Origin of the sequence: Rothia amarae, from assembly GCF_042677725.1 — a bacterium.
In the GTDB taxonomy this organism is placed as follows: Bacteria; Actinomycetota; Actinomycetes; order Actinomycetales; family Micrococcaceae; genus Rothia; species Rothia amarae.
Genome location: NZ_JBHUCN010000008.1, coordinates 56,649 through 79,789, shown reverse-complemented (window position 1 = coordinate 79,789; position 23,141 = coordinate 56,649). Strand labels below are relative to the sequence as shown.

19 protein-coding genes and 3 tRNA genes are annotated in these 23,141 nt (G+C 53.3%); 16 read left to right on the top strand and 6 right to left on the bottom strand.

Annotated features, from left to right (window positions below):
- Positions 1 to 40 precede the first annotated feature (40 nt).
- Complete coding sequence (locus tag ACFR81_RS03915; RefSeq protein WP_343874462.1) at positions 41 to 1,024, bottom strand: pyridoxal-phosphate dependent enzyme; 984 nt, start codon at positions 1,022 to 1,024, stop codon at positions 41 to 43.
- Positions 1,025 to 1,262: 238 nt separating this feature from the next.
- Here ACFR81_RS03915 and ACFR81_RS03910 point away from each other — a divergent pair, with 238 nt between their 5' ends.
- Complete coding sequence (locus ACFR81_RS03910; RefSeq protein WP_343874459.1) at positions 1,263 to 2,663, top strand: FAD-dependent oxidoreductase; 1,401 nt, start codon at positions 1,263 to 1,265, stop codon at positions 2,661 to 2,663.
- Positions 2,664 to 2,889: 226 nt separating this feature from the next.
- On the opposite strand, the gene ACFR81_RS03905 is transcribed toward ACFR81_RS03910, so the two are convergent.
- Positions 2,890 to 4,248 carry a D-arabinono-1,4-lactone oxidase gene (locus ACFR81_RS03905; RefSeq protein WP_343874457.1) on the bottom strand — a complete coding sequence of 453 codons (1,359 nt, stop codon included), beginning with the start codon at positions 4,246 to 4,248 and terminating at the stop codon, positions 2,890 to 2,892.
- A gap of 270 nt (positions 4,249 to 4,518) precedes the next feature.
- Between ACFR81_RS03905 and ACFR81_RS03900 the strand changes: the two genes are divergently transcribed.
- The 12 genes from ACFR81_RS03900 to fdhD all read left to right on the top strand — a co-directional run bounded on the left by ACFR81_RS03900 (position 4,519) and on the right by fdhD (position 15,535).
- Complete coding sequence (locus tag ACFR81_RS03900; RefSeq protein ID WP_151146288.1) at positions 4,519 to 5,184, top strand: LGFP repeat-containing protein; 666 nt, start codon at positions 4,519 to 4,521, stop codon at positions 5,182 to 5,184.
- A gap of 253 nt (positions 5,185 to 5,437) precedes the next feature.
- Positions 5,438 to 6,457 (top strand): universal stress protein, encoded by a 1,020-nt coding sequence (locus ACFR81_RS03895; protein ID WP_068172455.1) that lies wholly within the window; start codon positions 5,438 to 5,440, stop codon positions 6,455 to 6,457.
- A gap of 480 nt (positions 6,458 to 6,937) precedes the next feature.
- Positions 6,938 to 7,010, top strand: a tRNA-Glu gene (locus ACFR81_RS03890).
- Between the two features lie 57 nt (positions 7,011 to 7,067).
- A tRNA-Asp gene (locus ACFR81_RS03885) sits at positions 7,068 to 7,141 on the top strand.
- A 57-nt stretch (positions 7,142 to 7,198) separates the two neighbouring features.
- A tRNA-Phe gene (locus ACFR81_RS03880) sits at positions 7,199 to 7,271 on the top strand.
- A 320-nt stretch (positions 7,272 to 7,591) separates the two neighbouring features.
- Positions 7,592 to 8,530, top strand: a complete 939-nt coding sequence (locus ACFR81_RS03875; RefSeq protein ID WP_343874452.1) for a hypothetical protein — start codon at positions 7,592 to 7,594, stop codon at positions 8,528 to 8,530.
- Positions 8,531 to 8,871: 341 nt separating this feature from the next.
- Positions 8,872 to 10,137, top strand: coding sequence for a hypothetical protein (locus ACFR81_RS03870; protein WP_343874450.1), 1,266 nt, complete (start codon positions 8,872 to 8,874; stop codon positions 10,135 to 10,137).
- A 67-nt stretch (positions 10,138 to 10,204) separates the two neighbouring features.
- Positions 10,205 to 12,010, top strand: coding sequence for a GT4 family glycosyltransferase PelF (gene pelF, locus ACFR81_RS03865; protein ID WP_343874448.1), 1,806 nt, complete (start codon positions 10,205 to 10,207; stop codon positions 12,008 to 12,010).
- A gap of 8 nt (positions 12,011 to 12,018) precedes the next feature.
- Positions 12,019 to 13,170: a putative glycoside hydrolase gene (locus tag ACFR81_RS03860; protein WP_343874446.1), complete on the top strand. Its 1,152-nt coding sequence runs from the start codon at positions 12,019 to 12,021 to the stop codon at positions 13,168 to 13,170.
- 71 nt (positions 13,171 to 13,241) lie between these two features.
- Positions 13,242 to 14,324, top strand: coding sequence for an enoyl-CoA hydratase/isomerase family protein (locus ACFR81_RS03855; RefSeq protein WP_343874443.1), 1,083 nt, complete (start codon positions 13,242 to 13,244; stop codon positions 14,322 to 14,324).
- A 109-nt stretch (positions 14,325 to 14,433) separates the two neighbouring features.
- The gene (locus tag ACFR81_RS03850; protein ID WP_068172445.1) at positions 14,434 to 14,718 is read left to right on the top strand and encodes a DUF6457 domain-containing protein; all 285 of its coding nucleotides are present in this window, start codon (positions 14,434 to 14,436) and stop codon (positions 14,716 to 14,718) included.
- A complete protein-coding gene (gene fdhD / locus ACFR81_RS03845) occupies positions 14,705 to 15,535 on the top strand; it encodes a formate dehydrogenase accessory sulfurtransferase FdhD (protein WP_068172442.1) in 831 nt (276 codons plus the stop codon). The genes ACFR81_RS03850 and fdhD overlap by 14 nt, the downstream gene beginning before the upstream one ends.
- Before the next feature lie 81 nt (positions 15,536 to 15,616).
- On the opposite strand, the gene ACFR81_RS03840 is transcribed toward fdhD, so the two are convergent.
- Together ACFR81_RS03840 and ACFR81_RS03835 are read right to left on the bottom strand one after the other, a co-directional pair.
- The gene (locus ACFR81_RS03840; RefSeq protein ID WP_343874440.1) at positions 15,617 to 16,126 is read right to left on the bottom strand and encodes a hypothetical protein; all 510 of its coding nucleotides are present in this window, start codon (positions 16,124 to 16,126) and stop codon (positions 15,617 to 15,619) included.
- The gene (locus ACFR81_RS03835) at positions 16,123 to 16,338 is read right to left on the bottom strand and encodes a helix-turn-helix transcriptional regulator (RefSeq protein ID WP_151146301.1); all 216 of its coding nucleotides are present in this window, start codon (positions 16,336 to 16,338) and stop codon (positions 16,123 to 16,125) included. The genes ACFR81_RS03840 and ACFR81_RS03835 overlap by 4 nt, the downstream gene beginning before the upstream one ends.
- Before the next feature lie 292 nt (positions 16,339 to 16,630).
- On the opposite strand from ACFR81_RS03835, the gene ACFR81_RS03830 reads away from it, so the two are divergent.
- Positions 16,631 to 18,937 (top strand): FdhF/YdeP family oxidoreductase, encoded by a 2,307-nt coding sequence (locus ACFR81_RS03830; protein ID WP_151146423.1) that lies wholly within the window; start codon positions 16,631 to 16,633, stop codon positions 18,935 to 18,937.
- Positions 18,938 to 19,138: 201 nt separating this feature from the next.
- Here the strand turns inward: ACFR81_RS03830 and ACFR81_RS03825 are convergent, their stop codons facing one another.
- Together ACFR81_RS03825 and ACFR81_RS03820 are read right to left on the bottom strand one after the other, a co-directional pair.
- Positions 19,139 to 19,630, bottom strand: coding sequence for an NUDIX hydrolase (locus ACFR81_RS03825; RefSeq protein WP_343874436.1), 492 nt, complete (start codon positions 19,628 to 19,630; stop codon positions 19,139 to 19,141).
- A 254-nt stretch (positions 19,631 to 19,884) separates the two neighbouring features.
- On the bottom strand, positions 19,885 to 21,330 hold the full coding sequence (locus ACFR81_RS03820) for a glyceraldehyde-3-phosphate dehydrogenase (protein ID WP_083147328.1): 1,446 nt from the start codon (positions 21,328 to 21,330) through the stop codon (positions 19,885 to 19,887).
- Between the two features lie 297 nt (positions 21,331 to 21,627).
- Here ACFR81_RS03820 and ACFR81_RS03815 point away from each other — a divergent pair, with 297 nt between their 5' ends.
- Together ACFR81_RS03815 and ACFR81_RS03810 are read left to right on the top strand one after the other, a co-directional pair.
- Positions 21,628 to 22,569, top strand: a complete 942-nt coding sequence (locus ACFR81_RS03815) for a PfkB family carbohydrate kinase (protein ID WP_145174157.1) — start codon at positions 21,628 to 21,630, stop codon at positions 22,567 to 22,569.
- Between the two features lie 45 nt (positions 22,570 to 22,614).
- Positions 22,615 to 23,139, top strand: a complete 525-nt coding sequence (locus ACFR81_RS03810; RefSeq protein WP_151146304.1) for a YbhB/YbcL family Raf kinase inhibitor-like protein — start codon at positions 22,615 to 22,617, stop codon at positions 23,137 to 23,139.
- The last annotated feature ends 2 nt before the right edge of the window (positions 23,140 to 23,141 follow it).

Here is a 23,141-nt window from a genome sequence, read left to right as displayed (position 1 = left end):
TTTTCTGCTAGCTGAGGGATGTTTGGAAAGGTGAGCGGGGCTAGGAAGGATCAGCGGGGGAGAGGTTGTCCTCTACCCACTGATCGTTGTAGATAGTGCCCGTGTAGGCGGTACCGCCGTCGTGAAGAATGACGACGACGTCCTCGCCGGGGGCAAACTGCTCAATATCTGCCCGAACCGCTGCCATCACTGCACCGCCGGAGGCACCGGGCAAAATCGCTTCGGTGCGTGCCAGCTCGCGGGCTTGCTCTACCGCACGGTCAGCCGGAATGCGGCGCGTTCCGGTAGGCGTTTGTCGCTGGGAGAGGTCGGTAGCTACCCCTGCCCCGTAACCTGGCAAGAGACGTTCGCCGCGAGCGCCACCGTAAAGCACCGACCCTTCGGCGTCGACCGCGATAACCTGCGTGGGGGCGCCCCGCCGGGTGACTTCGGCAATGCACCCGCCGACCGTCCCGGTAGTTGAAACCGCCACATATACGCGCGCCGGTGCATGACCTAATGACTCAAAAATCTCTGCCATCGTGCCTTCACTATGTGCCGTGAAAGCCGCCGGATTGGAATACTGATCTAGGTTGATAGAACCGGGAAATTCGTCCAGAAGATCCTGAACTTTTTGACGTCGCGCGGTGAGCCAGTCGTGAGTTTTTGGGTCCGGTTCGTTCACTGGGTGCAGTACCCCGCCGTATGCGTGGATGAGAGCGAGCGTGGTTTCGTTAGTACGCGGATCCACCACGCAATGAAACTCAAAGTCGTGCAGAATTGCCTGGCGAGCCAAAGCAATACCCAGGTTGCCTGAGCTGGATTCAATAACTACGGTTCCCGGGGTGAGCCGCCCGGTGGCGATGGCATCTTTGACCAAGGCGGCTGCAGTGCGGTCCTTCGCGCTTCCGCCGGGATTGAAGCTTTCTAATTTGGCGAAAATACGGGTGTTTTTGATGCCGTTTTTAGCTTCCCAGCGGCGGAGGCGCACGAGCGGGGTGTTGCCCGTGACCTCGTCAATATCGTTATAAAGAGGTAAGACCATACTCTAAATCTTACGCCGAATATTAATAAGTCTTCTTAGCATGACGCTGAGTGTGAGATGGTGTAATAAAACTACTGATTTCGAAATACGTTACATAAATCTCCCCTTTTTCGTTGCACATGACATCTCCACCTGCAAACCCCAGCACTGCTGAGTAAACTTGAGGGCAGTGCAAAAACCAACCCGCCCGCGCGCCCGATACGAAAATCGGCGTGAACGGGCAGCGAAAGGAAGAACTGTGTCTGAAGCACGCCCCCTGCGCGTTGCCGTGATCGGCTCTGGCCCCGCCGGTGTCTACGCCGCGGATATCCTCACCAAATCCAAAGAGGTCAAGGACGGCGACGTCGAAGTTTCCATCGACATTTTTGATCGCTACCCCGCGCCGTTCGGTCTGATTCGCTACGGCGTTGCCCCTGACCACCCGCGTATTAAGGGCATCATTGGTGCGCTCCACAAAATTATGGATCGCGGCGATATTCGCTTCTTCGGCAACGTTGAATACGGCGTGGACGTAACCCTTGAAGAGCTACGCGAACACTACGACGCCATTATCTTCGCAACCGGTGCTATCAAGGACGCACCCCTGGATATCCCCGGTGCAGACCTGGACGGTTCCTACGGCGCTTCCGACTTCGTCTCCTGGTACGATGCCCACCCCGACTACCCCCGCGAATGGCCCCTTAACGCTAAAGAAATTGCGGTACTTGGCAACGGCAACGTAGCACTCGATGTCGCGCGTGTACTTTCCAAGCACGCCGATGACCTGCTGGTTACCGAGATTCCAGACCATGTCTATGAAGGTCTTAAGGCATCGCCGGTCACTGATGTTCACATCTTCGGACGCCGCGGCCCCGCTCAAATTAAGTTCACCCCGCTTGAGCTGCGCGAGTTGGCGCACTCCCGCGACGTTGACATCGTGCTCTACGAAGAGGACTTCCAGTTCGACGCCGCCTCCGAAGAGGCCATGGAGAACAACGCCCAAATTAAGGTCATGATCAAGGTGCTGCGCGGCTGGCTCGAAGACCAAAAAGAAAACCCCGGCACCGCATCCCGTCGCCTGCACCTGCACTTCTTGCAGTCACCGGCAGAGATTCTCGGTGAAGACGGCAAGGTCACCGGCCTCAAGATGGAACGCAATGAACTCGACGGCAATGGCGGCATCAACGGCACCGGCGAATTCATCGAATACCCCATGCAGGCTGTCTACCGCGCCATCGGCTACTTCGGCTCTGAACTGCCCGATGTTGGTTTCGACCCCAACCGCGGCGTCATCACCAATGTCGAAGGTCGCGTGACCGATAACGACGGCGAAGCCGTACCCGGGCTCTACGCCACCGGATGGATTAAGCGCGGTCCCGTTGGTCTCATCGGTTCCACTAAGTCTGACGCCCTCGAAACGGTCACCCACCTGCTCGAAGACCGCGAAAATCTCTACACCGCCAACGAACCGGCACCCGAGAAATTCAACGAATTCCTCGACTCTAAAGGCATCGAATACACCACCTGGGAAGGCTGGCACGCACTCGACGCCCACGAGAAGTCTCTGGGCGAAGCAGCGCTGGACGCCTCAGGTCAGCCGCGTAAGCGCGTGAAGGTGACAGACCGCGACGAAATGGTACGTATCTCGCGCGGACGTTAAGAGAGAGGAGCGAAAGTCAACTACCGTTCCAGCTCAAACATTAATGCTTTTAGCCCGCCCGATTGTTTTTGAGAACGCTATGGTTTTCGAAAACACAGGGCGGGCTAAAAGCGTTAAAACTCGCAAGTCGCCGCAGCTAACTTCCGCTCCCGGGTGATGAAGTGGGCAGGTGGGAGTGTCGTCGTTTTAACTCGGACGTCGGGGCAACATTCCAGGCCCTATTTCGTTAGCCAATCAGCACTTTCTCCAAGTAGGGGTTCAAGAAGATTCCCTGCGGGTCCATCTCCTGGCGTAGCGCCGTAAATGTCTCAAATTCCGGGTAGAGCTTGCGCAACTGCGCGGCGTCCTGCGTATGAATCTGCCCCCAATGAGGGCGTCCCCCATGATGCATGAAAATTTTTTCCAGCCCCTCAAAATATTCTTCAAAGGGCCGACGCCAATACTCACGCGCCGAAATGTAGACTGTCTCTCGCCCAAAAGCGGGGGATAGTGGAATATCATCTGCTGCAGATGTTCGCACCACGAGCGGGAATCCCGTCTGGATTTTTTCTTCGCTTAGGTGGGCGCGCACGTCCTTCATCACTGCCTGAAATTCTGCAATATCGAAGGCATATTCCATGTTGTTCTGGTGCACAGTGCGGTTCTGCACAAAAACGGAAGGCGCCAAATCGGCGTAGCGGCGGTTGCCCTTACCCCAGTTCGACACCTTGTTCAGCATGCCCTGACTAGGGGGAAGAGTTGCCCCCACCCTGTTCATGATTTCGAAAACGCCGTTATTGAGTACGTAGTCACCCCCGTGGCGTCGCGCCTGAGAAAGACGGGCATGGGGAGCCATGTATCCCTCTGTTAGTAGAGGCAGGCGGGTCAGACGGCGCGTACGCACCTCTTTTGATCCCGGGAACCAGGAAAATTCATAGTGGTCTGCCCCGCGCGAGCGGTCTTCAAACACAGGGACGATATCGGAGTAGTGTCGCCCGCGTTCAGAAGCATGAAGCCGAAAGAGTGGGACTACGCGGAAGGTCAGCGATACCAGCACGCCCAGTGCGCCAAGCCCCACCAGGGAGGCACGGAAAATTCCGGGGTGGGAGGTTTCAGAGCATTCGAGTAAATCACCGGTTGCGGTAATCAGCTTCAGACTGGTCACTTGTGTGGAGAACCCGCCAAATCCTAGCCCCGTACCGTGGGTTCCGGTGGAGACCGCTCCTGCAAGAGTCTGCTGGTCAAGGCGTCCCAGGTTTTCAAAGGCAAGGTTGTAGCTCAGCAGGATTCGGTTGGCGTCGCGTACCGTGGTGCCAGCAAGGAATGTGGCTGTGGATTGATCTGTATCGACATCCACTACTCCTGTCAGATATTCCAGGCTCATCATCGTTTCAGTGGGTTGAGCGATGGCAGAGGAACTCTTGGAGGCACCCACCACCTTGAAACGCTGATCGGTCGAGGCGCAGTAAGCAACGAATTTTTGAAGGTCAGAAAGCGTGCGAGGTTTAAAGACGCGGCAGGGCGTGGAAATATGCCGGTTACCCCAGGTTTTCCATGCGTGCTGCGATGCTTCTGCAGTATCTTCTGATTTCTTCAGATGCGTCATTGCTACTCCCTATAGTGCGTTGATGGTGAGTCTATTTTCTCACTGTGTGCTAGAAACTACCCGAATATTTCCTGAAAAGAAAACTCTGAGTCCGGTGTAGTTTCTATAACTTTGAGGGAGTTAAAGTCACGATTTTATAAAGGTTTTGAGGTTCTTCATTACGGTTGTACAACAATAATGGGTTCTCGTCTAAAAAGGTGGAGTTATTTCTCAAAACATGATGTGGTTGAAATATAGACAAGTTCACAGCCGCTCAGGCGAGGAGGAAAAATGTTCACTTCAACCCGTTTTGCACAACGTGCCGGTGCTGTTGCTGGTGTGGCTACTTTACTGGGATTCGGTCTAGTAGCTCCTGCTCAGGCAGCCCCGGAGGCGCCGGTTGATTCTCCCGCCGGTTCCTTACAACCTGCTGGCGATGTGCCCCCTACCTTTGGTGATCCGCTCACCACTCAGCTGTGCGGGGTCTCAGGCGATGGCCTAGCAACTTCTGGTTACCTCGAATGCCATCAGCTTTTCCAAAGCGGCGCTGTGTTTTGGAATGAGCTGATGGGTGCACATCAGGTACAGGGCGCTATCTATCAGGCGTGGGTCAATGAAGATTCACAGCCTGCCCGAGGAGTGGCTCCTGTGAATCAGCTTCAACCCACCACTAACGAAATTCCTGTAGCGGACGGCGTCCAACAGAGCTTCTCCTACGCTGACCAGGGGCGAGTGGTTTACTTCTGGTCACCTCAGACGGGCGCTCACTTTGTAGATGCGGATACCGCAGCTGGTCAGTATTTCCTCAACAATGGCGGGGCTGAAACCCTAGGGTTCCCGACAGGTGAGGTAGTCACTGCTGCCGATGGTTCTTCCGTTTTGCAGACTTCAGCCGGCACTATTCAGGCTAATTTTGGAGCTAACGGGGAGAGCGCTGGCAATTTCACAGCTTTCTAAATGACCCTCAAAAAATTGTAGTAAACACCGCACTATAACGACGTCGCCCCCTTCTCTCAAAGTCGCCCCCTTCTCTCAAAGAGGAGGGGGTGACGTCGTTTATCTATTCATCTCTCAAAGAAATCCCAGGTCATAGTGGCGAAACAAGGTACCACTGTGAGGTGAGCCATTCTAGAATGGAGGAAGGACCGGCTCTTGAATTTTGAGCAAAAGATCAGAGCTGGAATAACCGAAACTAGGCGAGGAGAATTCCATGACCGAGAACTCATCACAGCACAAATCATTCGGTACCCAGGCTGTTGCCGCTCGCGATACCGGGGTAGATCTCACTAAAATTTCAGGCGAAATTATTGTGGGCATTGATGGTTCCGAGCAGTCGTATGGGGCGCTCATCTGGGCGGTTCACGAGGCTAAACGCCGTGATGTTCCTGTTCGTCTAGTGACCGCTTATTCGCTTCCGGTTTTCACGGGTACAGGTTTTGACGCGGGGTATTCGGTAGTGGATGAAGAAGCGTTGCGCGACGGCGTGGCGCAGATTCTTGACGAAGCTATTTCTCGTGTCGGTGAGACTGATGTTGAGCTGCGTGCCACGGTGGAAACGGGGGATGCTACCGGCGTCCTTTTGGAGCTTTCTAAGCGTGCTGAATTGATGGTTGTTGGTTCGCGTTCGCATGGCGGGTTCTTGGGACGCTTGCTGGGTACGGTTTCTACGTCGTTGCCCGCTCACTCTCACTGTCCTACAGTGGCGGTTCCTATGTCTTACGGGGACAAGATTGATAAGGATCGTACGCTGTTGAACCACAGTAAGACGATTGTGGTGGGTTCTGATGGTTCGGATCAGGCACGCGTTGCGATTTTGAAGGCCGCGGAGGAGGCTGATCGTCGTGGCGTAAAGCTGACTTTGGTGAATGCATTGGCTCCTTATACGGGTGCGTTGAATTGGGTGCCTGCTGCGGTTGATTTTGAAGCAATGTATAAGGAGATTGCTGATTTGCAGCGTAAGGCTGCGCACTGGGTTCGCGGTTATTATCCGGAGCTGGAGATTGAGTTTAAGTTGATTGACGGCTCGCCTGTTCAGGTGTTGTTGGAAGCTGGTAAGGATTCGAGTTTGTTGGTAGTGGGTACTCGCGGCCGTGGTGGTGTGGCGGGTATGCTGCTGGGCTCGACGTCGCAGGGTGTTTTGCATAATGCGGAGGTGCCGGTGATGATTGTGCCTGAGTTGGACGATGAGCGTGCGGATGAGGCTCCCACCGCTGAGATTAGTTGGGGATGAGGTTAGCGGGAGCGAGCGCGCGAGATGGAAGCAGATTTTCCGAGCGCGCGAGGAAGTAAAAATCTGTTGGAATCGGCGGAGCTTGCATAGCCGTAAGAGCTAACCGAATTGGACAGCGCTAGCCTATGTTTCGAGTTCAACCGGTTTCGGAAAAATAATTGAATAGTTGGGCAGGGGAGTTGCGCCGGGTTGTTGTCTATTTTTGATGGATTGCGGTCCCGGCGTAGCTCTCTTGCCGTCTCTGAAGAAAAAGTTGAAATTTTTTTGAAGTTTTTTGCGAGCGGGTTTTCTCCTTGATATTCCGCGGTTTTTAGTCGATTTATTGGCGGATAAATGACTTGTTTCGTGTTCCACGTTACAAGATTTTGAGCTGAAAATGGCGGGTGGGTGAACTTTCGGTTTGCGCGTTAAAAAAAACTGTCGTAAGCTTATTGAGGTTCGAAGGACGGGCGAGAGAAATCAAGCCGGTCACTCTACCTAGCCCCTATCGTCTAGCGGCCTAGGACGCCGCCCTTTCACGGCGGTAACACGGGTTCAAATCCCGTTGGGGGTACTGTAAATCTTCGGATTTACGGCCTAGTTGATTGAAACTTTGGTTGATTTCAACGATGGCCCCGTAGCGCAGTTGGTTAGCGCGCCGGCCTGTCACGCCGGAGGTCGCGGGTTCAAGTCCCGTCGGGGTCGCTCCGACCGTGTTTCTTTTAGAAGAAGCGCGGTTGTGGCATATCTAAGGGTATGCCTGGCTCTGTAGCTCAGTTGGTAGAGCGCACGACTGAAAATCGTGAGGTCACCGGATCGACGCCGGTCGGAGCCACAAATCCACTTGCATGGGCTTCTAACATGCAAGTGGATTTCTTTTTAAGCCTCAGCTTTAGCTGGGGCTTTTTCTTTTTAAGTAGGTGCGGAGGCTGAGATACCAGAGAAGTAAATGAGGTACCGCGTGGAGACGGTATCTGGCACGCCTTTCTGGTATTTGGTATGAGGTACTCGTTTGAAAGAGTATTTCGGGCAGTAAGAGAAAATTTAGGTACCGGAGCTTGTGGAAAACGCAAAGATGGGTGAAAAACGCCAAACTTATCCCCAGATTTCTGGATTCCCGTCCATGCGTATTCATTTCCCTGCACAATGATTCCCATGCGCACTCTCCAGGAACTTTTACAGGTAATTTATACCCGCTCTCGCCTGCTCGACGCCGGGGTGTCGGCGTATACCATTCGACGGCGTCTGGCAGAGGGGTCGTTATTCGAGTTGAGGCGGGGCATCTATGTCGAAGGGAAAATTGCACGTGAATTAACTCCCTGGGAGCGGGCAGATCTCTGCATTCTGGCGTATTCCTTGCGCAATCCTGATGCGCTTTTTTCGCATCAATCGGCAGTGAGTCTTTACCGGTTACCGCTTATCAGACCGGTTTCTCAGGTACACGTTTATGGGCGGGGTAAGTCGCGAGGAAAAGTTCTCGGCGTCCAGAAACATTTTCCTCGGGAACGCAGCTCCGCACATTCCCTGGTGCTGGGGAGGAGGGTTACTGATATTGAGAACACGCTTCTGGACTGTGCATCGACCCTTCCGAAGACTGACGCGGTAGTTCTTGCGGATGCCGCCCTGCATGGCCAGATGATTTCGTATGAGACCCTTCAGGAGTGTTTTCTGGCGTATCGGGGGCGCAATTCTTCCATCGTTCATGCTGTGGGGCGAGAGATGAGTGCGCTTTCGGAGTCTCCGGGGGAGAGCTTGGTTAGGTTGCTTCTCCAAAGAATGGGGATTGAGTTTGAAGAGCAACGTTGGTTTGAAACCGCCACCAGGCGCTATCGGGTGGATTTCTATTTGCCACAATATGACATCGTGGTGGAGTTCGATGGGGCTGTGAAATATCAAAACTTTGGCTCCCCGGACTCGGTAGTGATGGAAGAGCGGATTCGAGAAACAGAGCTACAGAATTTAGGGCTTTTGGTATATCGGGTGCGGTGGAATGAAGTGTTTACGCATCCGGAGTTGTTCGCTTCGGGGCTGCAGGAATGTATAGAACGCGCTCGACGTCGTCGTTTGGGAGAAAACCGGACACCGCTTGTTTGAGATACCAGAGAAGTAAATGAGGTACCGCGTGGAGACGGTATCTGGCACGCCTTTCTGGTATTTGGTATGAGGTACTCGTTCAAAGGAGTACCTCAATTCGTTTGGTGCCCCACCAAAAATTACTTCCCAAGGGGAGCGTCATATTACAAAAGATGACTCACTCTGCGTCATAAACTGTGGGTTGATAAGCGGAAGTACTCCCGAAAAGAGTAATTTCTGTCCCCACTATAGTGGAAGTTGTGTGAATACTACCCGAAGTTCACTCACTGTTCAAGGGCGCAGGGTTACCTTTAAATAACTATCTATCTACATCTCGCACTCCCCTTGAAAAGGTCGCAGCTTTGTCAACCGCGCTAATTAGCAACACCAAAAGGTCAAAATTTCGGTTCAAACGAACAAAATTCCTTTATCAGTTTCTTCTGTATCTCTCCCCGGTAATTCTTCTAACCACTATATTCCCGCTGGTCACCCCGCGGATTTCTGAGGTAACGGTAGGGCGCACGCAGCTCACCGAAATCATTCTTGCTGTTTCCATTACGGTGCCGTGGATGTCGCAGAGCATCTGCTTGCCCATCTACCGGTCTATGGGAGATTTGCTCGCAGACCGCGAAATGGACGCCTGCATGCGCCGGTTTGCCGAGTATTGGCTCAGTACCTGCGTAGCGGTTTTACCGGTGTTGCTGGTCTTTGCCGCACCTTTCTACTTTGCCCTGAACTGGGATTTCGCCGCCCTATCTGCCTTCCTGCTCTTGGGATTTTTGAATATGGCATTCGGGCAGCTTTTGGTTATTGCTAACCTTCCGACCACTAACCGCAATACCTGGGCTTTTGCTTGGCTGGCTTACGCGCTGGCATTGCTTTTGTTCCCTACCGTGTGGTTCCTGCCTCCGCTGATGGGCATGTTGGTGATGCTTTTCGTTCTCCGCCGGCATCTGCGCTATCTCACCGCTTTCAAGAGTCTGAACTATTCAGATATCGCTAAAGAAATGTTGCGCGGTTTCTTGCTAGGAACCGTCCTCTGGGCAGATAAGTATGTGCTGTTCATTGTTCAGGACGGGCACATGGATGTCGTCGCCGTTTACATGGGTCTGGTTCCGGCAGTTATCGCCTACAACTATTTCTTTGCGGCAGAGGCAACTAAGGTTGATCGGGCGGTGGCTCGTCTGCGTGAGACCATCCAGTCCAAGGGCTACCGCCAGGTGCAGAGTTATTCTGCCAAGGTTGAAACTCGCGTGGTTGATTCCACCCGCCGTACGCTGATGGTCGCCGCTGTCAGTTCGGCAATCGTTGCGCTCTTGATGTTCATCTTTGTTCACGAATCTTTTGCGCTGGCGCTTGCCGTCATCGTCTCGTCCTGGTTGTTCCTTGCCGTCACTATTTACAGCTATCAGGTGGACTACCTCGGCTCGCATACGATACCGCAGATGATTGGTTTAGCCCACCTGTTGCTGTGCATTATCGCCTTTGGTCTAGTGCCGCATACTGGCGGTTACTTCATCATCATGGTGGGGGAAGTTGTTCTGATGATGGTTTCTTATGTTGCCTTTCGCCGCATCTGGAAAGCACCTGCATATGACCTTTTCTGGCGCCACGCTATGGCCTGGTAAAACCCCCTGAACGCCTGGGGATGGGCGTTTATCAACAACACAAACACTCGCTGAAAGAGGTAGTCCTTTGACTGCAACCACCGTTTACAAAGAACTTCGCACCCCTGAAATTAACGAACACTATTCGGATCCTCAGTATGAGGACGTCGACGTCGCTATCGTCATGGAATCCACCTACCCGTTTTTGAAGGGCGGGGTATCGGCGGTGGTGCACGATATCGTGACGACCAATCCAGATATTTCTTTTGGAATTATCCACATTGCCTGGAACAAAAATTCTCCCTCTGAAGACCTCTACGGTGTGCCTGAGAACGTGCGCTGGGTGAAGACTATCTTTATCAGCTTGGAGGAGCATAAGGATGGGTTCGCCTACTCGACGAAGGACCTTAAGCTCAACGCGCGACAGCGTACGGCGGAGTCGCATACGATTATTGATGCGTTGCTGGCGCTGGTCAATGACGCCGATACGAACCCACTCTGGGAGGTCTATGACCGTATGTTCTCGGAGAAGAGCCGGCAGTTCCCCGGTTGGGCTCTTCTTGGAACTAAAGAGTTCATGCAGGTGTTTTTCAGTCGCATGTCGGTGGGGACTATGAGCTTCTCTGATGCGTTTTGGTTGCTGCGCACTTTCTTCTCGCTAGCGTATGCCCTCTTGCACGAGCGCATGCCCTATGCGCGCGTCTACCATGCACACACCACCGGTTACGCTTCGCTCATTAGTGCTGCTGCGGCCCGCGATAACGGTGGTTCGTTCTTGCTAACTGAACATAATCTTTACATCCGCGACACCATCAATACTCTGCTCGATCGCAATATGTCTTACCCCGTGCAGGTGGGCGATCCGGATGTTTTTGATGTCACCGAAGAACAGCGTGCGTGGATGATTTGGTGGATTCAGATAGGACGCTTCTGCTACCCCAGCGCCGAAAAAATCACTTACCTCTACCCCAAAGCGATTGAAGAAGCGAAGGGTCTAGATGGCATCGAAGAACGCTCTGTTATTTTGCCTAATGGAATGCTGATTTCGGATGTGAACGAAGCCTACGCCATGCGTCGAACCGCCCGCGAAAAAATTGAACTACAAGGTAAAAATCACCACTGGAAGTTTGTCTTCATTGCTCGCGTGGTACCGATTAAGGGGTTGCTAGACCTCATCGACACGGTAGATCTACTCAAAGAAGAAGGGTATTCGCTGCACATCGACTGCTTAGGACCTACCCAGCATGTGCCCTGGTACTACGACCAGTGCCGCGAAGCCATCGCGGCGAAGGGCCTAGAAGATTACTTCACCTTCCACGGCACGGTGAATGTGCGCGAAAAATTGGGCGAATTCGACGTCCTCGTCATGCCCTCTTACAACGAAGGTCAGCCGATTGTGGCGCTGGAGGCGATGAGCGCGTCCATCCCCGTTATCGGCTCGGACGTCGGCGGCATGTCCCAGCTCCTCGATGACACTCTCATTACCGACGACGGCGATATGGTGGAACGCTGCGGAATCTTGACCCAGGCGGGGGACCCTGAGGGGTTTGCGCTTGCTCTCAAGCAGGTGATGGATAGCCCTGCATTCTATGAGCAGCTCTGCATCAACGCTCGTGAGCGCGTTATTAAGTTCTTCCAACTTCACGATGTGATGGATCGCTATAACTTTATTTACCGCGAACTCGGTGGTCTGGAACTTAAACCTGAGCAGCAGGGAATGACCATTGAATCGGTGAAGAGTGTTCCTTCTGCGCCTCTCCTGCCTACGCTAGCCGGTGAGAACAAGCAACTATCAGACACTTTCGTTCCCCAAGGTCAGCGAGAGCATAAGAAACCTCGGCGGATTGATAAAGAGCGCACCAGCCCCGTTCTGTTCGACCTTTCATCTCAGTAGGGAGTATTTTGCCAAACCAGCGTAGGAGCAATGGGTTGTGGGTTCGCTACGGAGGAGAAGAAATCACAGATACGCAGGTGAAGTTCGCTGCCGAACACTACTCGGTGGCGATTCTGCAACCGCGCGAGGTGGACGCCGCGCGTCGTCTGAAAGAGCTCAACCCGAACATAACGGTGCTGTGCTACAAGTGCCTCTCATCAACCCGCGAGTATGAGGGGCAGGCACCGTTTACATCGGGTGTCTCATTCGCCGAGACGCAGGAACAAGAACGTGCTGGTCAGAACTGGTTTGCGCGGCGCAAGGATGGCCAGCTTATCGAATGGGATGGCTACCCGGGGCACTTCCAAATGAACGTGTGGAACCCCGCCTACCGCAAGCAGTGGGTAGCAAACGTGAGCGCTGAGCTCGCGGATTCGCCCTTTGACGGCGTCATGGCAGATAACGACTTCTTTGGCGACTACTACGGGCTGAACCTTCCCATTCGCGGAGCGCGGCAGCTCCGTACCTTCCACCGCGGGCTGGATCGGCTGATTCGGGACGCCGGCAAAGCACTCAACCGGCAGGGCAAGATCCTGGTACCCAATATCGCGGAAGCACGCTGCGACCCCGGTAAATGGGAGCGCCACAGCGCCTTCGGTGGGGGCTTTGAAGAAGTCTTTATGGGCTGGGGTGCTGAGGAATTTCTCGACGTCGCCTCCACCATGGCACAGGCGCATCAGATGATGAAAACTCATGCCCCGGTCAAGCTTGTGCAAGCGGATGGAACCCGCCTGAAACAGCCGCGGCTCACCCTCCTGCGCGCGTCCACCGACGGTACCAACCGCCACCCCAATTTTCGAGCCGCATTAGCTGCGTTCTGGGTGTGGGGCGCGGGGGAGTGGACGGCGCTCGCAGGCACCGCACACGATGCCCACAACAGCACACCGTGGGTGCAGGAACTCGCCTGGGACTTGGGCAAACCTGAGGGGAAGTACCAGGAGAAAAATGGTGCGCTCGTCCGTCGATTCTCTAAAGGGTGGGCGGCAGTAAATATTTCAGACCACCCCTCCGGCAACATTCCTGTTCCAGCCGGATTAGAAGCCGCTCACGGCAAAGCTGTGCCCTCAAAGGTGGTGCTCCCACCCCACCAGGGAGCTATCTACCGCAACAGAAAACACTGATGCACCTTCTCTTCGCTTCGACGGCGGTAAAGTGTGGAGATATGCAGTATCTCTAGGCGAAGGAGCAGGTCATGACCGAACACGTAGGGCAAGAATCCCAGATTCTCTTTGAAAACCGCGGAACTCTGGGCGTTATCACCGTCAACCGTCCGCGCGCACTCAACGCACTCAGCTATGACATGCTCCGAGGAATCGACCGGGCGCTCACCCAGTGCGAGAGCGATAGCCGCGTCAAAGCAGTGCTCATTCAAGGCGCTGGTGAGAAAGGGCTGTGTGCAGGGGGCGACGTCGTCTCGCTTTACCACCTGATTGACTCGGGCGATTTAGGCGAGGGCGAAGAATACTTTCGCGCCGAATACACCTTGAATAACCGAATTTCTAAGTACCCTAAGCCTATCGTGGCTATCATGGACGGCATCGTTCTCGGCGGCGGAGTGGGGATTTCCGCGCATGCTTCCCACCGCGTGGTCACTGAAAAAACTAGGCTGGGCATGCCGGAAACCGGAATTGGTTTCGCTCCAGATATTGGTGGGCTCAAGCTACTTTCACAGGCGCCCCGCCAGCTCGGCACAGCAATGGCGCTGACAGGTCGGCACGTAGGCGCGGCAGATGCGATAGTCTGCGGACTCGCCGACTACTATGTGCACACCGAAAAACTTGGCGAACTTATCTCCTATCTCGAAAGCGCCACCGACGCTCAATCAATCGAATTGGTGATCTCCAAGTTAGTGGGCAACACCCCTGAATCGGTGATGGCTTTGAACGCCTTTTGGATTAACACGGCGTTCGCCGGGAACAGCGCCGAACAAATTCGCGACGCCGTGGCAGAGCACGCAGAACAGGGCAACCCGCTGGCGGCAGAACTCATCGAAGCAATGCGCCACAACAGCCCCACGGGAATTAAAACAGCCCTCTTCGGTATCCGCCGGGCAAAGACTGCGACCCTCGCAGAGACTCTCAACCGTGACTACAACATGGCAGTTAACGCTATGAGATCACACGATATGAAAGAGGGAATTCGCGCCCAAGTCATTGACAAAGACCGTGACCCCCAGTGGGATCCTGCGACCCTTGAAGAAGTCAGCGAAACCTATGCCGCTAGTTTCTACAATCAGCCAGACGGCATCGCAGGTCTTGGGCTGAAAGACTACTAATCTCGGCGTCTTTGCCGGACAAGAAATAATAAATCTGTCCCGCGCGTTATACAACCCGGGTAAAAAATGCTGATAAAACACCTACCGCAGAACAAAGGAGGAGACCAGCATGAGCAAACATGAACCTGATGACCTCAAACAGGCGCAAGAATTTTTGGTGAGCGTTGCAGAGAAACTGGACCTCGACCCCGCTATCGTGAAAGAAACCATGCCCTACCTATTGGGCATGACCAAGCACGTAGCCCACGACGCCGTTCGCCCCGCAGCGCCTCTGTCGGCTTTCTTGGTGGGGTTGGCAACAGGAACCGCGGGTGCCACCGACGCTCAGGGCGTGCGTGACCGTATCGAAAAAGTAGAAGAAGCAATGAAAGAGTTCTCGCATGGGCAGAGTTAACATATCGGTTCCCGCCACCAAAGTGCGCCGAAATGAAGACGGCTCGTACTCGGTAGACCGTCGTGCGGACGCGATTACCGCAGAGGAACCGCTGGAAATTCGGCTCTCAGGTGCCACCATCACTACCACCATGCGCACCCCCGGTAATGATTTGGAACTGGCGCATGGTTTCTTGCACTCGGAGGGTCTGATTCGCCAGGCACAGGATGTTTCGAATGCCCGTTATTGTGCTGGTGCTACCGGTCCCGATGGCCAGAACACCTACAATGTGTTGGACGTTCAAACTGCCAGTTATGTGCGTGCCCCCGGTCTTGAAAACCTGCGGTTGACTACCACTAACTCTGCATGCGGAGTGTGCGGGTCAGCATCCATTGGGTCAATTATGGACAAAGCCTACCGCCCCGTTCAGCCGGTCAAACTTTCCCCTGATTTGATCCTTTCTCTGCCGGAAGTGTTGCGCGGGGAGCAGAAACAGTTCCGCCGTACCGGGGGTATTCATGCTGCCGGTGCTTTCGAATCTGACGGCACGATGATTGTGGCCCGTGAAGATATTGGTCGCCACAACGCTGCCGATAAGGTGATTGGGCATCTAATGCTTGAAGATACCCTTGATACTCCCGGGCGCATTCTGGTGATGAGTTCGCGCGCTTCTTTCGAGTTGGTGCAGAAGGCAATTATGGCGGGTTTCTCGGCGCTGATTGCGGTGTCGGCGCCGTCGTCTCTCGCTGTTGAGCTGGCAAAGGAAGCCGGACTGACGCTGGTGGCTTTCACCCGCGAAAACCGGTTCAACCTGTATTCCGGAGAACTGGATATATAGGTTTGACCGGCGAGTGACCGTCTGAGCCTGTTTTGACCAGGTATACGTGGTCAAAACGAGCTACGCCGGTCACTCGGCTAGTTAGTCCTCTAATTCTGCTTCCAGACGCGCGGTGTCAGACGCCCGAACTCGGTTCATCTTTTTCACGGCGCCCGTCCCACCGATAAACGCACCAAGGAGTCCTCCGGTAATTGCTCCTCCTATCAAGAGCGGGAAGAGTTCAAAATTTGAGGTTTGGCGGAGTACGACGTTGTACAAAATTCCCACTCCTTGAATCAGCTCCAGAACGACGACGATCGCTAAGGTCCCAGGCAGAATAATGGGTTTGGGGCGAGGAGCATAATGTTTACTCCACCCTTGGCCAAAAGCGATGCCAATTAACAGCGGGAAGAATACGAGTAGCGAGAGTAGCGAACGGACGCCAGGAATGGTCCAAGCCAGGACTGCTCCCATTGAGTAGAGCGTGTAGGGCAAGGTACTGACGAAAACTGTATTTGACTGATTTTCGATTTTCTCTTGGTACTCGTCATCTACATATTCTTTGACAAGTTCAGTATGAAAATCTCCAAAACGTTTGATGAGTACGCTCACTGAGTTTCCTGTTCTTTCCCGAAAATTTGTTCCACTGATTTCCCCAGTACCTGGCAAATTTCTAATGCAAGGTGTACAGAGGGCGAGTAATTCCCTTTTTCGATATTTGCAATGGTCTGCCGAGAGACTGCAACTTTTTCTGCTAATTCACTTTGTGAAATATCGTTCCATCGCCGCCACCTACGGACTGAGTTAGGGGGTTTTTCATCCATGTTTGAGAAAGTTTCTTCATAGAGTGTTTTCTTTAAATGTAAAGAATACTTTCCATTTAAGCAAGAAAAATTGCCTTGTGCTTTGAAATCGTCAAGAGAACAAAAGAAAAGTACATTCTTCCAGTGAAAATACATGCTTGAGCTTGTACTGATGTACGCGAAAATGTACAGAAACCCCAGGCAGCGTTCCGACGTCTCCCCCTGTGACTTCATTTTCCTGATCAACCTTTCGCAGTCTCTAAAAGTTGCTAGAACCTTAATTTCCCCTCAGCAACCTGCTAGATTTGAAAGTATGAATGCGCCTCACGAAACCTCAACACTTCCTACGGTAAGTAGCGTCAGCGAAGTTGCTAACGCCTACGACTACCCGAAAATTGGACGCCGCGTAACTTCCGCAGCCGGACTCGGCGGCGTCTACCACGCCATGGAAATGGCAGGTAAAAACCGCGGACTTCTCCCGCTTCTGAAAATGAACCAGCACGGCGGTATCGACTGCCCTTCTTGCGCTTGGCCTGAGCCAAACCAGAATGACATGAACGTGGTCGAATTCTGTGAAAACGGCGCAAAAGCTGTTTCAGAAGAAACCACTCCAGACCGTGCCGACGCCGATTTCTGGGCAAAGTACACCGTCCAGGAACTGCGTGACCAGACTGACTTCTGGCTGGGCAAGCAGGGCCGTATTACCGAACCCATGCTCTACGATCGCTCCACTGGCGACGAACATTACCGCCCCGTCTCCTGGGAAAAAGCGTTCGCGCTCATCAAGGATCAGTTGAAGTCTCTGGACGATCCTAACCAGGCTGTTTTCTACACCTCGGGCCGTGCGTCCAATGAAGCTGCGTATGCTTTCCAGCTTCTCGCTCGTCGTCTGGGCACCAACAACCTGCCTGACTGTGGCAACCTCTGCCATGAATCAACCGGTGTAGCGCTCTCCTCGACTGTTGGTTTGGGTAAGGGCTCCATCACCATTAATGACCTTGAAACCACAGACTTGCTGATTTCAATCGGTCAGAACCCCGGCACCAACCACCCCCGTTCGTTGACTTCTTTCAAGAAGCTCAAAGAAAACGGCGGCAAGATGGTTGTTATCAACCCCATGCCCGAAACCGGTTTGATGGAGTTCAAAGAACCTCAGTCGGTCAAGGGCATGCTCGGTGTTTCGGAGAAGCTTGCTGACGAGTACTTGCAGGTTCGTCTTGACGGCGACCGTGCTTTCTTCCAGCAGCTCAACCGCGAACTTCTGCGCCGCGATGCCATCGATAAGGTATTCATCGAGAAGTTCACCTCCGGTTTTGATGCGACTGTTGAGCACCTGATGTCGTTGGACGACGCCGTCCTCGAACGCGGCTCGGGTATCTCGGCAACCGAGGTGAGCCGTATCGCGGACATGGTTGAAAAGGCTGAGTCTGTCATTGTTTCGTGGACCCTTGGCGTTACTCAGCACAAGAACGCTGTTTCCACTTTGCGTGAAGTTATGAACTTCCTGTTGATGACCGGCAACATTGGTAAGCCCGGTGCCGGTACCGCGCCTTTCCGCGGTCACTCCAACGTGCAGGGTAACCGTACCGTTGGTATCTGGGAGAAAATGCCTCCCCGATTCTTAGATGCGCTGCAGGATTACTTCGGTTTTAATCCTCCGCGCGAAAATGGTCTGGATTCAGTGGATTCACTGAAGCAGATTCGCGACGGCAAGAATAAATTCTTCATGTCTCTGGGCGGTAACCTGGTGCGTGTTGCCTCTGATACCTCGGCGGTTGAGCGTGGCATGAGTCAGCAGGAAATGACCGTTCATCTTTCCACTAAGCCCAACGGCGCTCATGCTTGGCCTGGTGAGAAATCGCTGATTTTGCCTGTGCGTGCTCGTACCGATGAGGACATCCAGGCAACCGGCCCGCAGAAAATTACCGTAGAAAACTCTGCTGGTGTGGTTTCCGCTTCGATTGGTAAGCGCACCGCGAATAATGATCTCAACCTCAAATCAGAGGTCGACATCATTTGCTCCATCGGTCGCGAGACCTTCGGGGACGATTTTTGGCAGCCCATGATCGACGATTACGGCAACATCCGTAACGCAATCGAGGGAACCATCATTGGTTTTGACCGCTACAACGAGAGAATCGAACGCCCCGGCGGGTTCTACCTGCCTAACGGTCCTCGTCAGCGCGTGTTCAACACCTCCGACGGTAAGGCTCATTTCTCGGTCAACGAGACCAACGTTATTGACCTACCTGAGAACTACTTCTTGATGTCCACGGTGCGTTCACATGACCAGTACAACTCGACCATCTACGGTCTGGACGATCGTTACCGCGGTGTTCGCCACGGACGTCGTGTGGTTTTCGTGAACCCTGAGGATCTCGAAAAGCGTGGTCTGAAGGACGGCGACCTGGTAGATATCGTTTCTGTTTGGGAGGACGGCGAACGTCGTGCGCCTAACTTCCGCGTGGTGGCTTACGATCATGCCCGTGACTGCGTGACCACGTACTTCCCCGAGGCGAACGTGCTGGTTCCGTTGGATTCCTCTGCTGAAGAATCCAACACCCCCGTTTACAAGTCGGTTGTTGTTCGACTAGAACCTTTGGGCATCAACATGATGTAAATCTGGTGAGGCGCTAGAAAAGCCCGGTTCCGTTGCAGGCGGTGCCGGGCTTTTTTGTGCTGTTTGGGTTCCGGAAAGAAGAGGGTCACTAAATCAGTGAAAGTGCACTTAAATAAGTGCACTTTCGTAGATTTAGTGACCCAGATGCTTTATGCCCATAAAATATGGCATTTTCGAACTCTCACGTCTGGGCTTGAAATCTTAGTTTTCTAGCTCTGATTGCAAAAGAATAGAATGAGCTAAATCTGCAAGGTGGCCATGACCTGCTATTAGATGATGAGCTTCTTCAATGGGTATCCATGAATATGAATATTCGAGGTCTGGTAAATCTTCGCCTTGGTTCTCGAGATAAATCCATGAACTATTTGGTGTTTCACTTTTATACACTCCAGTGAACCAGTGTCTAATGTGTACTTCGTCTTTGAACTCTTGCATATCAAAATATGTGACTGCAAAATAACTTAGCCCAACTGAATTGCCTAATCCAGTTTCTTCCTGAAGTTCTCTAGCTGCAGCATGCTCAACAGATTCTTCAGCTTCAATAGTTCCTGCCGGTATTTGGAGGCCCGCTTCAGGAAATTGCGGTTGGGTAAATACCAAAATAGAATCGTATTTTTCATCAAAAATGTACATCATTACTTTTGAGACAATTTTTCGAGTGATATTTGGCGGTATGAATTTATAATCATTCATTTTTGTCTTTCCCGGTCTAAATATAAAGAAATTCGCTCTCCAACATGCTACGAAGTAAACAGTCTCGGGGCTAGCATGAGCTGCTAGTGAACCAGCAAGAGGGTCTGAACGAGGAGGTTGTCAGTATGAAGGTTGAAAATGCCTCTCTCCCAAGAACCGGTAAAGAAGTGGGTCACTAAATCAGTGAAAGTGCACTCAAATAAGTGCACTTTCACTGATTTAGTGACCCATTAGCGGTTGGCGCCCGCTAATCCCTAGCCAACTTTGGGGAAAGTCGGCACGGTAGCGCCAGCCATCTTCTCTACCACCCGGATAACCTGGCAGGAGTAACCGAATTCGTTGTCGTACCAGACGTAGAGAATCGCGGTTTTGCCGGTGACGATGGTTGCCAAACCGTCAACAATGCCCGCGGTGCGTGAACCAACGAAATCTGTGGAAACAACCTCATGGGAATCGGTGTAGTCAATCTGCCGCCGCAGCGGGGAACGCAAGGAGGTCTCGCGGAGCAATTCGTTGAGAGCGTCCTTAGATTCAGGAGCTTTCTCCAACTGCAGGTTCAAAATCGCCATGGAGACATCGGGGGTGGGAACGCGAATCGCGTTACCGGTGAGCTTGCCCTCCATCTCGGGCAGAGCCTTCGCTACTGCCTTAGCCGCACCAGTTTCGGTAATGACCATGTTTAGCGCTGCCGAACGTCCACGGCGGTCGCCCTTGTGGAAGTTATCAATGAGGTTCTGATCATTAGTGAAGGAGTGAACGGTTTCTACGTGACCGTGAACCACGCCGAATTCATCTCCCATGACCTTCAAAACGGGGGTGATGGCGTTGGTGGTGCAGGAAGCGGCAGACAGAATCTGGTCTGAATCAGTAATGATGTTGTCGTTGACTCCGCACACGATGTTCTTCAAATCGCCCTTACCGGGAGCGGTGAGCAGAACGCGGGAGACACCAGGGCACTGCAGATGCTGGGAAAGACCTTCGCGGTCACGCCAGCGACCGGTGTTATCTACAACTATGGCATTATTGATGCCGTATTCGGTGTAGTCAACGGAGGCAGGGTCAGAGGAATAGATGAACTGAATGGGTGCACCGTTCGCTACGATGACGTTGTTCTCTTCATCCACGCGGATGGTTCCGCGGAAGGCGCCGTGTACGGAGTCGCGGCGCAGGAGGGAAGCACGCTTGTGAAGGTCATTCTCGCCGTTCTTGCGCACCACAACAGCACGAAGGTTCAGGCCTGAACCGGAGGAGCGTTCCAGCAGGATGCGAGCGAGAAGGCGCCCGATGCGACCAAAACCGTAGAGAACGACGTCCTGTTGAGCTAGCTCGACTTCGCCCTTCTTGTCGACGACCTCAGAGAGTTCGTTGCGAAGCCAACCTGCAAGGTCATCTGAACCGGATTCAACGAACTTGTGCCAGAGCTGGGCAATGCCGATGGAGCAGGGGCCAAGGTTGAGTGCAAGGAGCTCGTTGAGAATGGCGAGGGAGTTCTTGGGGTCTAGCTCTTCGTCATCAATCTGACGGGCAAAACGGTGTAGCTTGAGAATCTGAATGACAGAGCGATTGACCAGTGAGCGGCCGTGGATGCTTACCACCACGCCGTTTTCACGGTTGAGTTTGCCGATGAGCGGAATCATCGCTTCGGCATCAGCCTCGCGGTCGAGCCATTTTTCGTGTGCGTTTTCTAGCGCAGTGGCCACTGAAAAACCTTCTTCCTCGATCGAACGCCTTTGTATCGATCGGTTAGCGTGCAGGAGGATCTTATTCGTTCAAAACGCACGATGTGTCTGCACACGTTCGAGACGTTTTTGAATCGAATTGCACATCAAGCATAACTGGTTTGGGCGGCGTGTTCTGTATGTTTCAGGTGCTGTGGGGTATGAATCTGTTGCCGGTGTTTTGTCTGTTTGGTCTTGTGTGGGGGAGTGTGTGAAGTTGAGAGATAACACAGACGGTTTTCAGACATAACCGCACCTGCGCACGGGTAGAATGTGAGCATGCTGACAGTTATTGGCGAAGCCCTTGTAGACGTTGTAAATAAGCCCCACCAGCCGTTGCAGGCGCACCCGGGTGGTTCCCCGATGAATGTGGCAGTTGGGGTCTCTCGACTGGGCCATGACGCGGAGTTCATCGGTCGGTTTGGTCGCGATGAACACGGGCAGATGATCGTGGCTCACCTGAAAGATTCAGGCGTGAAAATTCCGATTTCTGCGGATGACAAGAAAACCTCTGTTGCACAGGCAAATATTGGTGAGTCTGGCGCGGCTGAGTATGAGTTCGATATTGACTGGTCGCTGGAATCTGCCCAGGATGAGCTTGCTTATGCTACGCGCCACTCCACCGCCGTCCACGTGGGGTCTATCGGAGCCATGTTGGAGCCCGGTGCATCTTCGGTAGTTCAAACGGTGAAAGATGCCGCAGAGACCGCGCTTATTTCGTATGACCCAAATTGCCGACCCACTATCATCCCGGATTCTTCGCAGGCTCGTGCGTGGGCGGAATCGGTGGTGCCGCACACCGACCTCATCAAAGCATCCGATGAGGATTTGCTGTGGCTGTACCCGAATCGCTCTATCGAAGAGACCGCACAGGCATGGCTTGAAAAAGGCGCCTCGTTGGTAGTGGTGACGCGCGGTGAGATGGGAGTGTACGCCATCAATTCCTCCATGGCTCCTTCTGGTGTTGAGATTCCCGCCTTTCGGGTTGAAGTTGCAGATACGGTAGGCGCCGGTGATTCTCTCATGGCAGCACTTATTGCTTATCTGCTAGACCGAGACATTGAAGGGGCCGCTGCCGCTGAAAAGCTGGCTGCTCTCTCTGTTGATGAGCTGAAGAAAATGCTGACCTACGCCACAACCGCCGCAGGTATTACAGTATCGCGTGCTGGTGCTAACCCGCCCTCGCGCGAAGAGCTTGAAGAAGTACTAAGCCAGGGTTAGTTTCGCTAGACTTAACCCAGTAATGAAACTTACCTAAGGAGAAAAATGCTTGACCGCCAGCCTTACCAAGATTTGCCCGAATTGCCTACCTTCGAGCTTCGTTCCAGCGATGTAGAAGACGGCGGATTGGCCGAAGACTGGATGCTTTCAGCGAAGATGGGAATCGAAAAGGGTGCCGATACCATGCCGCAGCTTTCCTGGAGCGGTTTTCCTGAAGAAACCAAGTCATTTGTGGTGACTTGCTTTGACCCGGACGCCCCTACCCCTTCAGGGTTCTGGCACTACAGCGTGGCTAATCTTCCCGTTTCCACCACTTCCTTAGAGCGCGGTCACGGCAATCAGCTCCCTGCAGGTGTTGTTGCCCAGAAGAATGACGGCGGCTCCTTGGAATTCACCGGCTTTGCTCCTCCTGCCGGTCACGGCGCGCATCGCTACACCTTCTGTGTCACCGCCGTAGATACCGCAAAGTTGGATGTCGACGAGAACACCACCCCCGCCGTCGTCAATTTCAATCTCTTTACTCACGGTATTGCGCGAGCATTCCTTACCGTGATTCACGAAGAAAAATAATT

Excerpts from the sequence above, each read along its gene's own strand:
- ACFR81_RS03875 (WP_343874452.1), top strand. The coding sequence starts at position 7,592 with ATGCGCACTCTCCAGGAACTTTTACAGGTAATTTATACCCGCTCTCGC.
- ACFR81_RS03835 (WP_151146301.1), bottom strand. The coding sequence starts at position 16,338 with ATGGATGAAAAACCCCCTAACTCAGTCCGTAGGTGGCGGCGATGGAAC.
- fdhD (WP_068172442.1), top strand. The coding sequence starts at position 14,705 with ATGGGCAGAGTTAACATATCGGTTCCCGCCACCAAAGTGCGCCGAAAT.
- ACFR81_RS03830 (WP_151146423.1), top strand. The coding sequence starts at position 16,631 with ATGAATGCGCCTCACGAAACCTCAACACTTCCTACGGTAAGTAGCGTC.
- ACFR81_RS03900 (WP_151146288.1), top strand. The coding sequence starts at position 4,519 with ATGTTCACTTCAACCCGTTTTGCACAACGTGCCGGTGCTGTTGCTGGT.
- ACFR81_RS03810 (WP_151146304.1), top strand. The coding sequence starts at position 22,615 with ATGCTTGACCGCCAGCCTTACCAAGATTTGCCCGAATTGCCTACCTTC.
- ACFR81_RS03905 (WP_343874457.1), bottom strand. The coding sequence starts at position 4,248 with ATGACGCATCTGAAGAAATCAGAAGATACTGCAGAAGCATCGCAGCAC.
- ACFR81_RS03825 (WP_343874436.1), bottom strand. The coding sequence starts at position 19,630 with ATGAATGATTATAAATTCATACCGCCAAATATCACTCGAAAAATTGTC.
- ACFR81_RS03895 (WP_068172455.1), top strand. The coding sequence starts at position 5,438 with ATGACCGAGAACTCATCACAGCACAAATCATTCGGTACCCAGGCTGTT.
- ACFR81_RS03915 (WP_343874462.1), bottom strand. The coding sequence starts at position 1,024 with ATGGTCTTACCTCTTTATAACGATATTGACGAGGTCACGGGCAACACC.
- ACFR81_RS03855 (WP_343874443.1), top strand. The coding sequence starts at position 13,242 with ATGACCGAACACGTAGGGCAAGAATCCCAGATTCTCTTTGAAAACCGC.
- ACFR81_RS03850 (WP_068172445.1), top strand. The coding sequence starts at position 14,434 with ATGAGCAAACATGAACCTGATGACCTCAAACAGGCGCAAGAATTTTTG.
- ACFR81_RS03815 (WP_145174157.1), top strand. The coding sequence starts at position 21,628 with ATGCTGACAGTTATTGGCGAAGCCCTTGTAGACGTTGTAAATAAGCCC.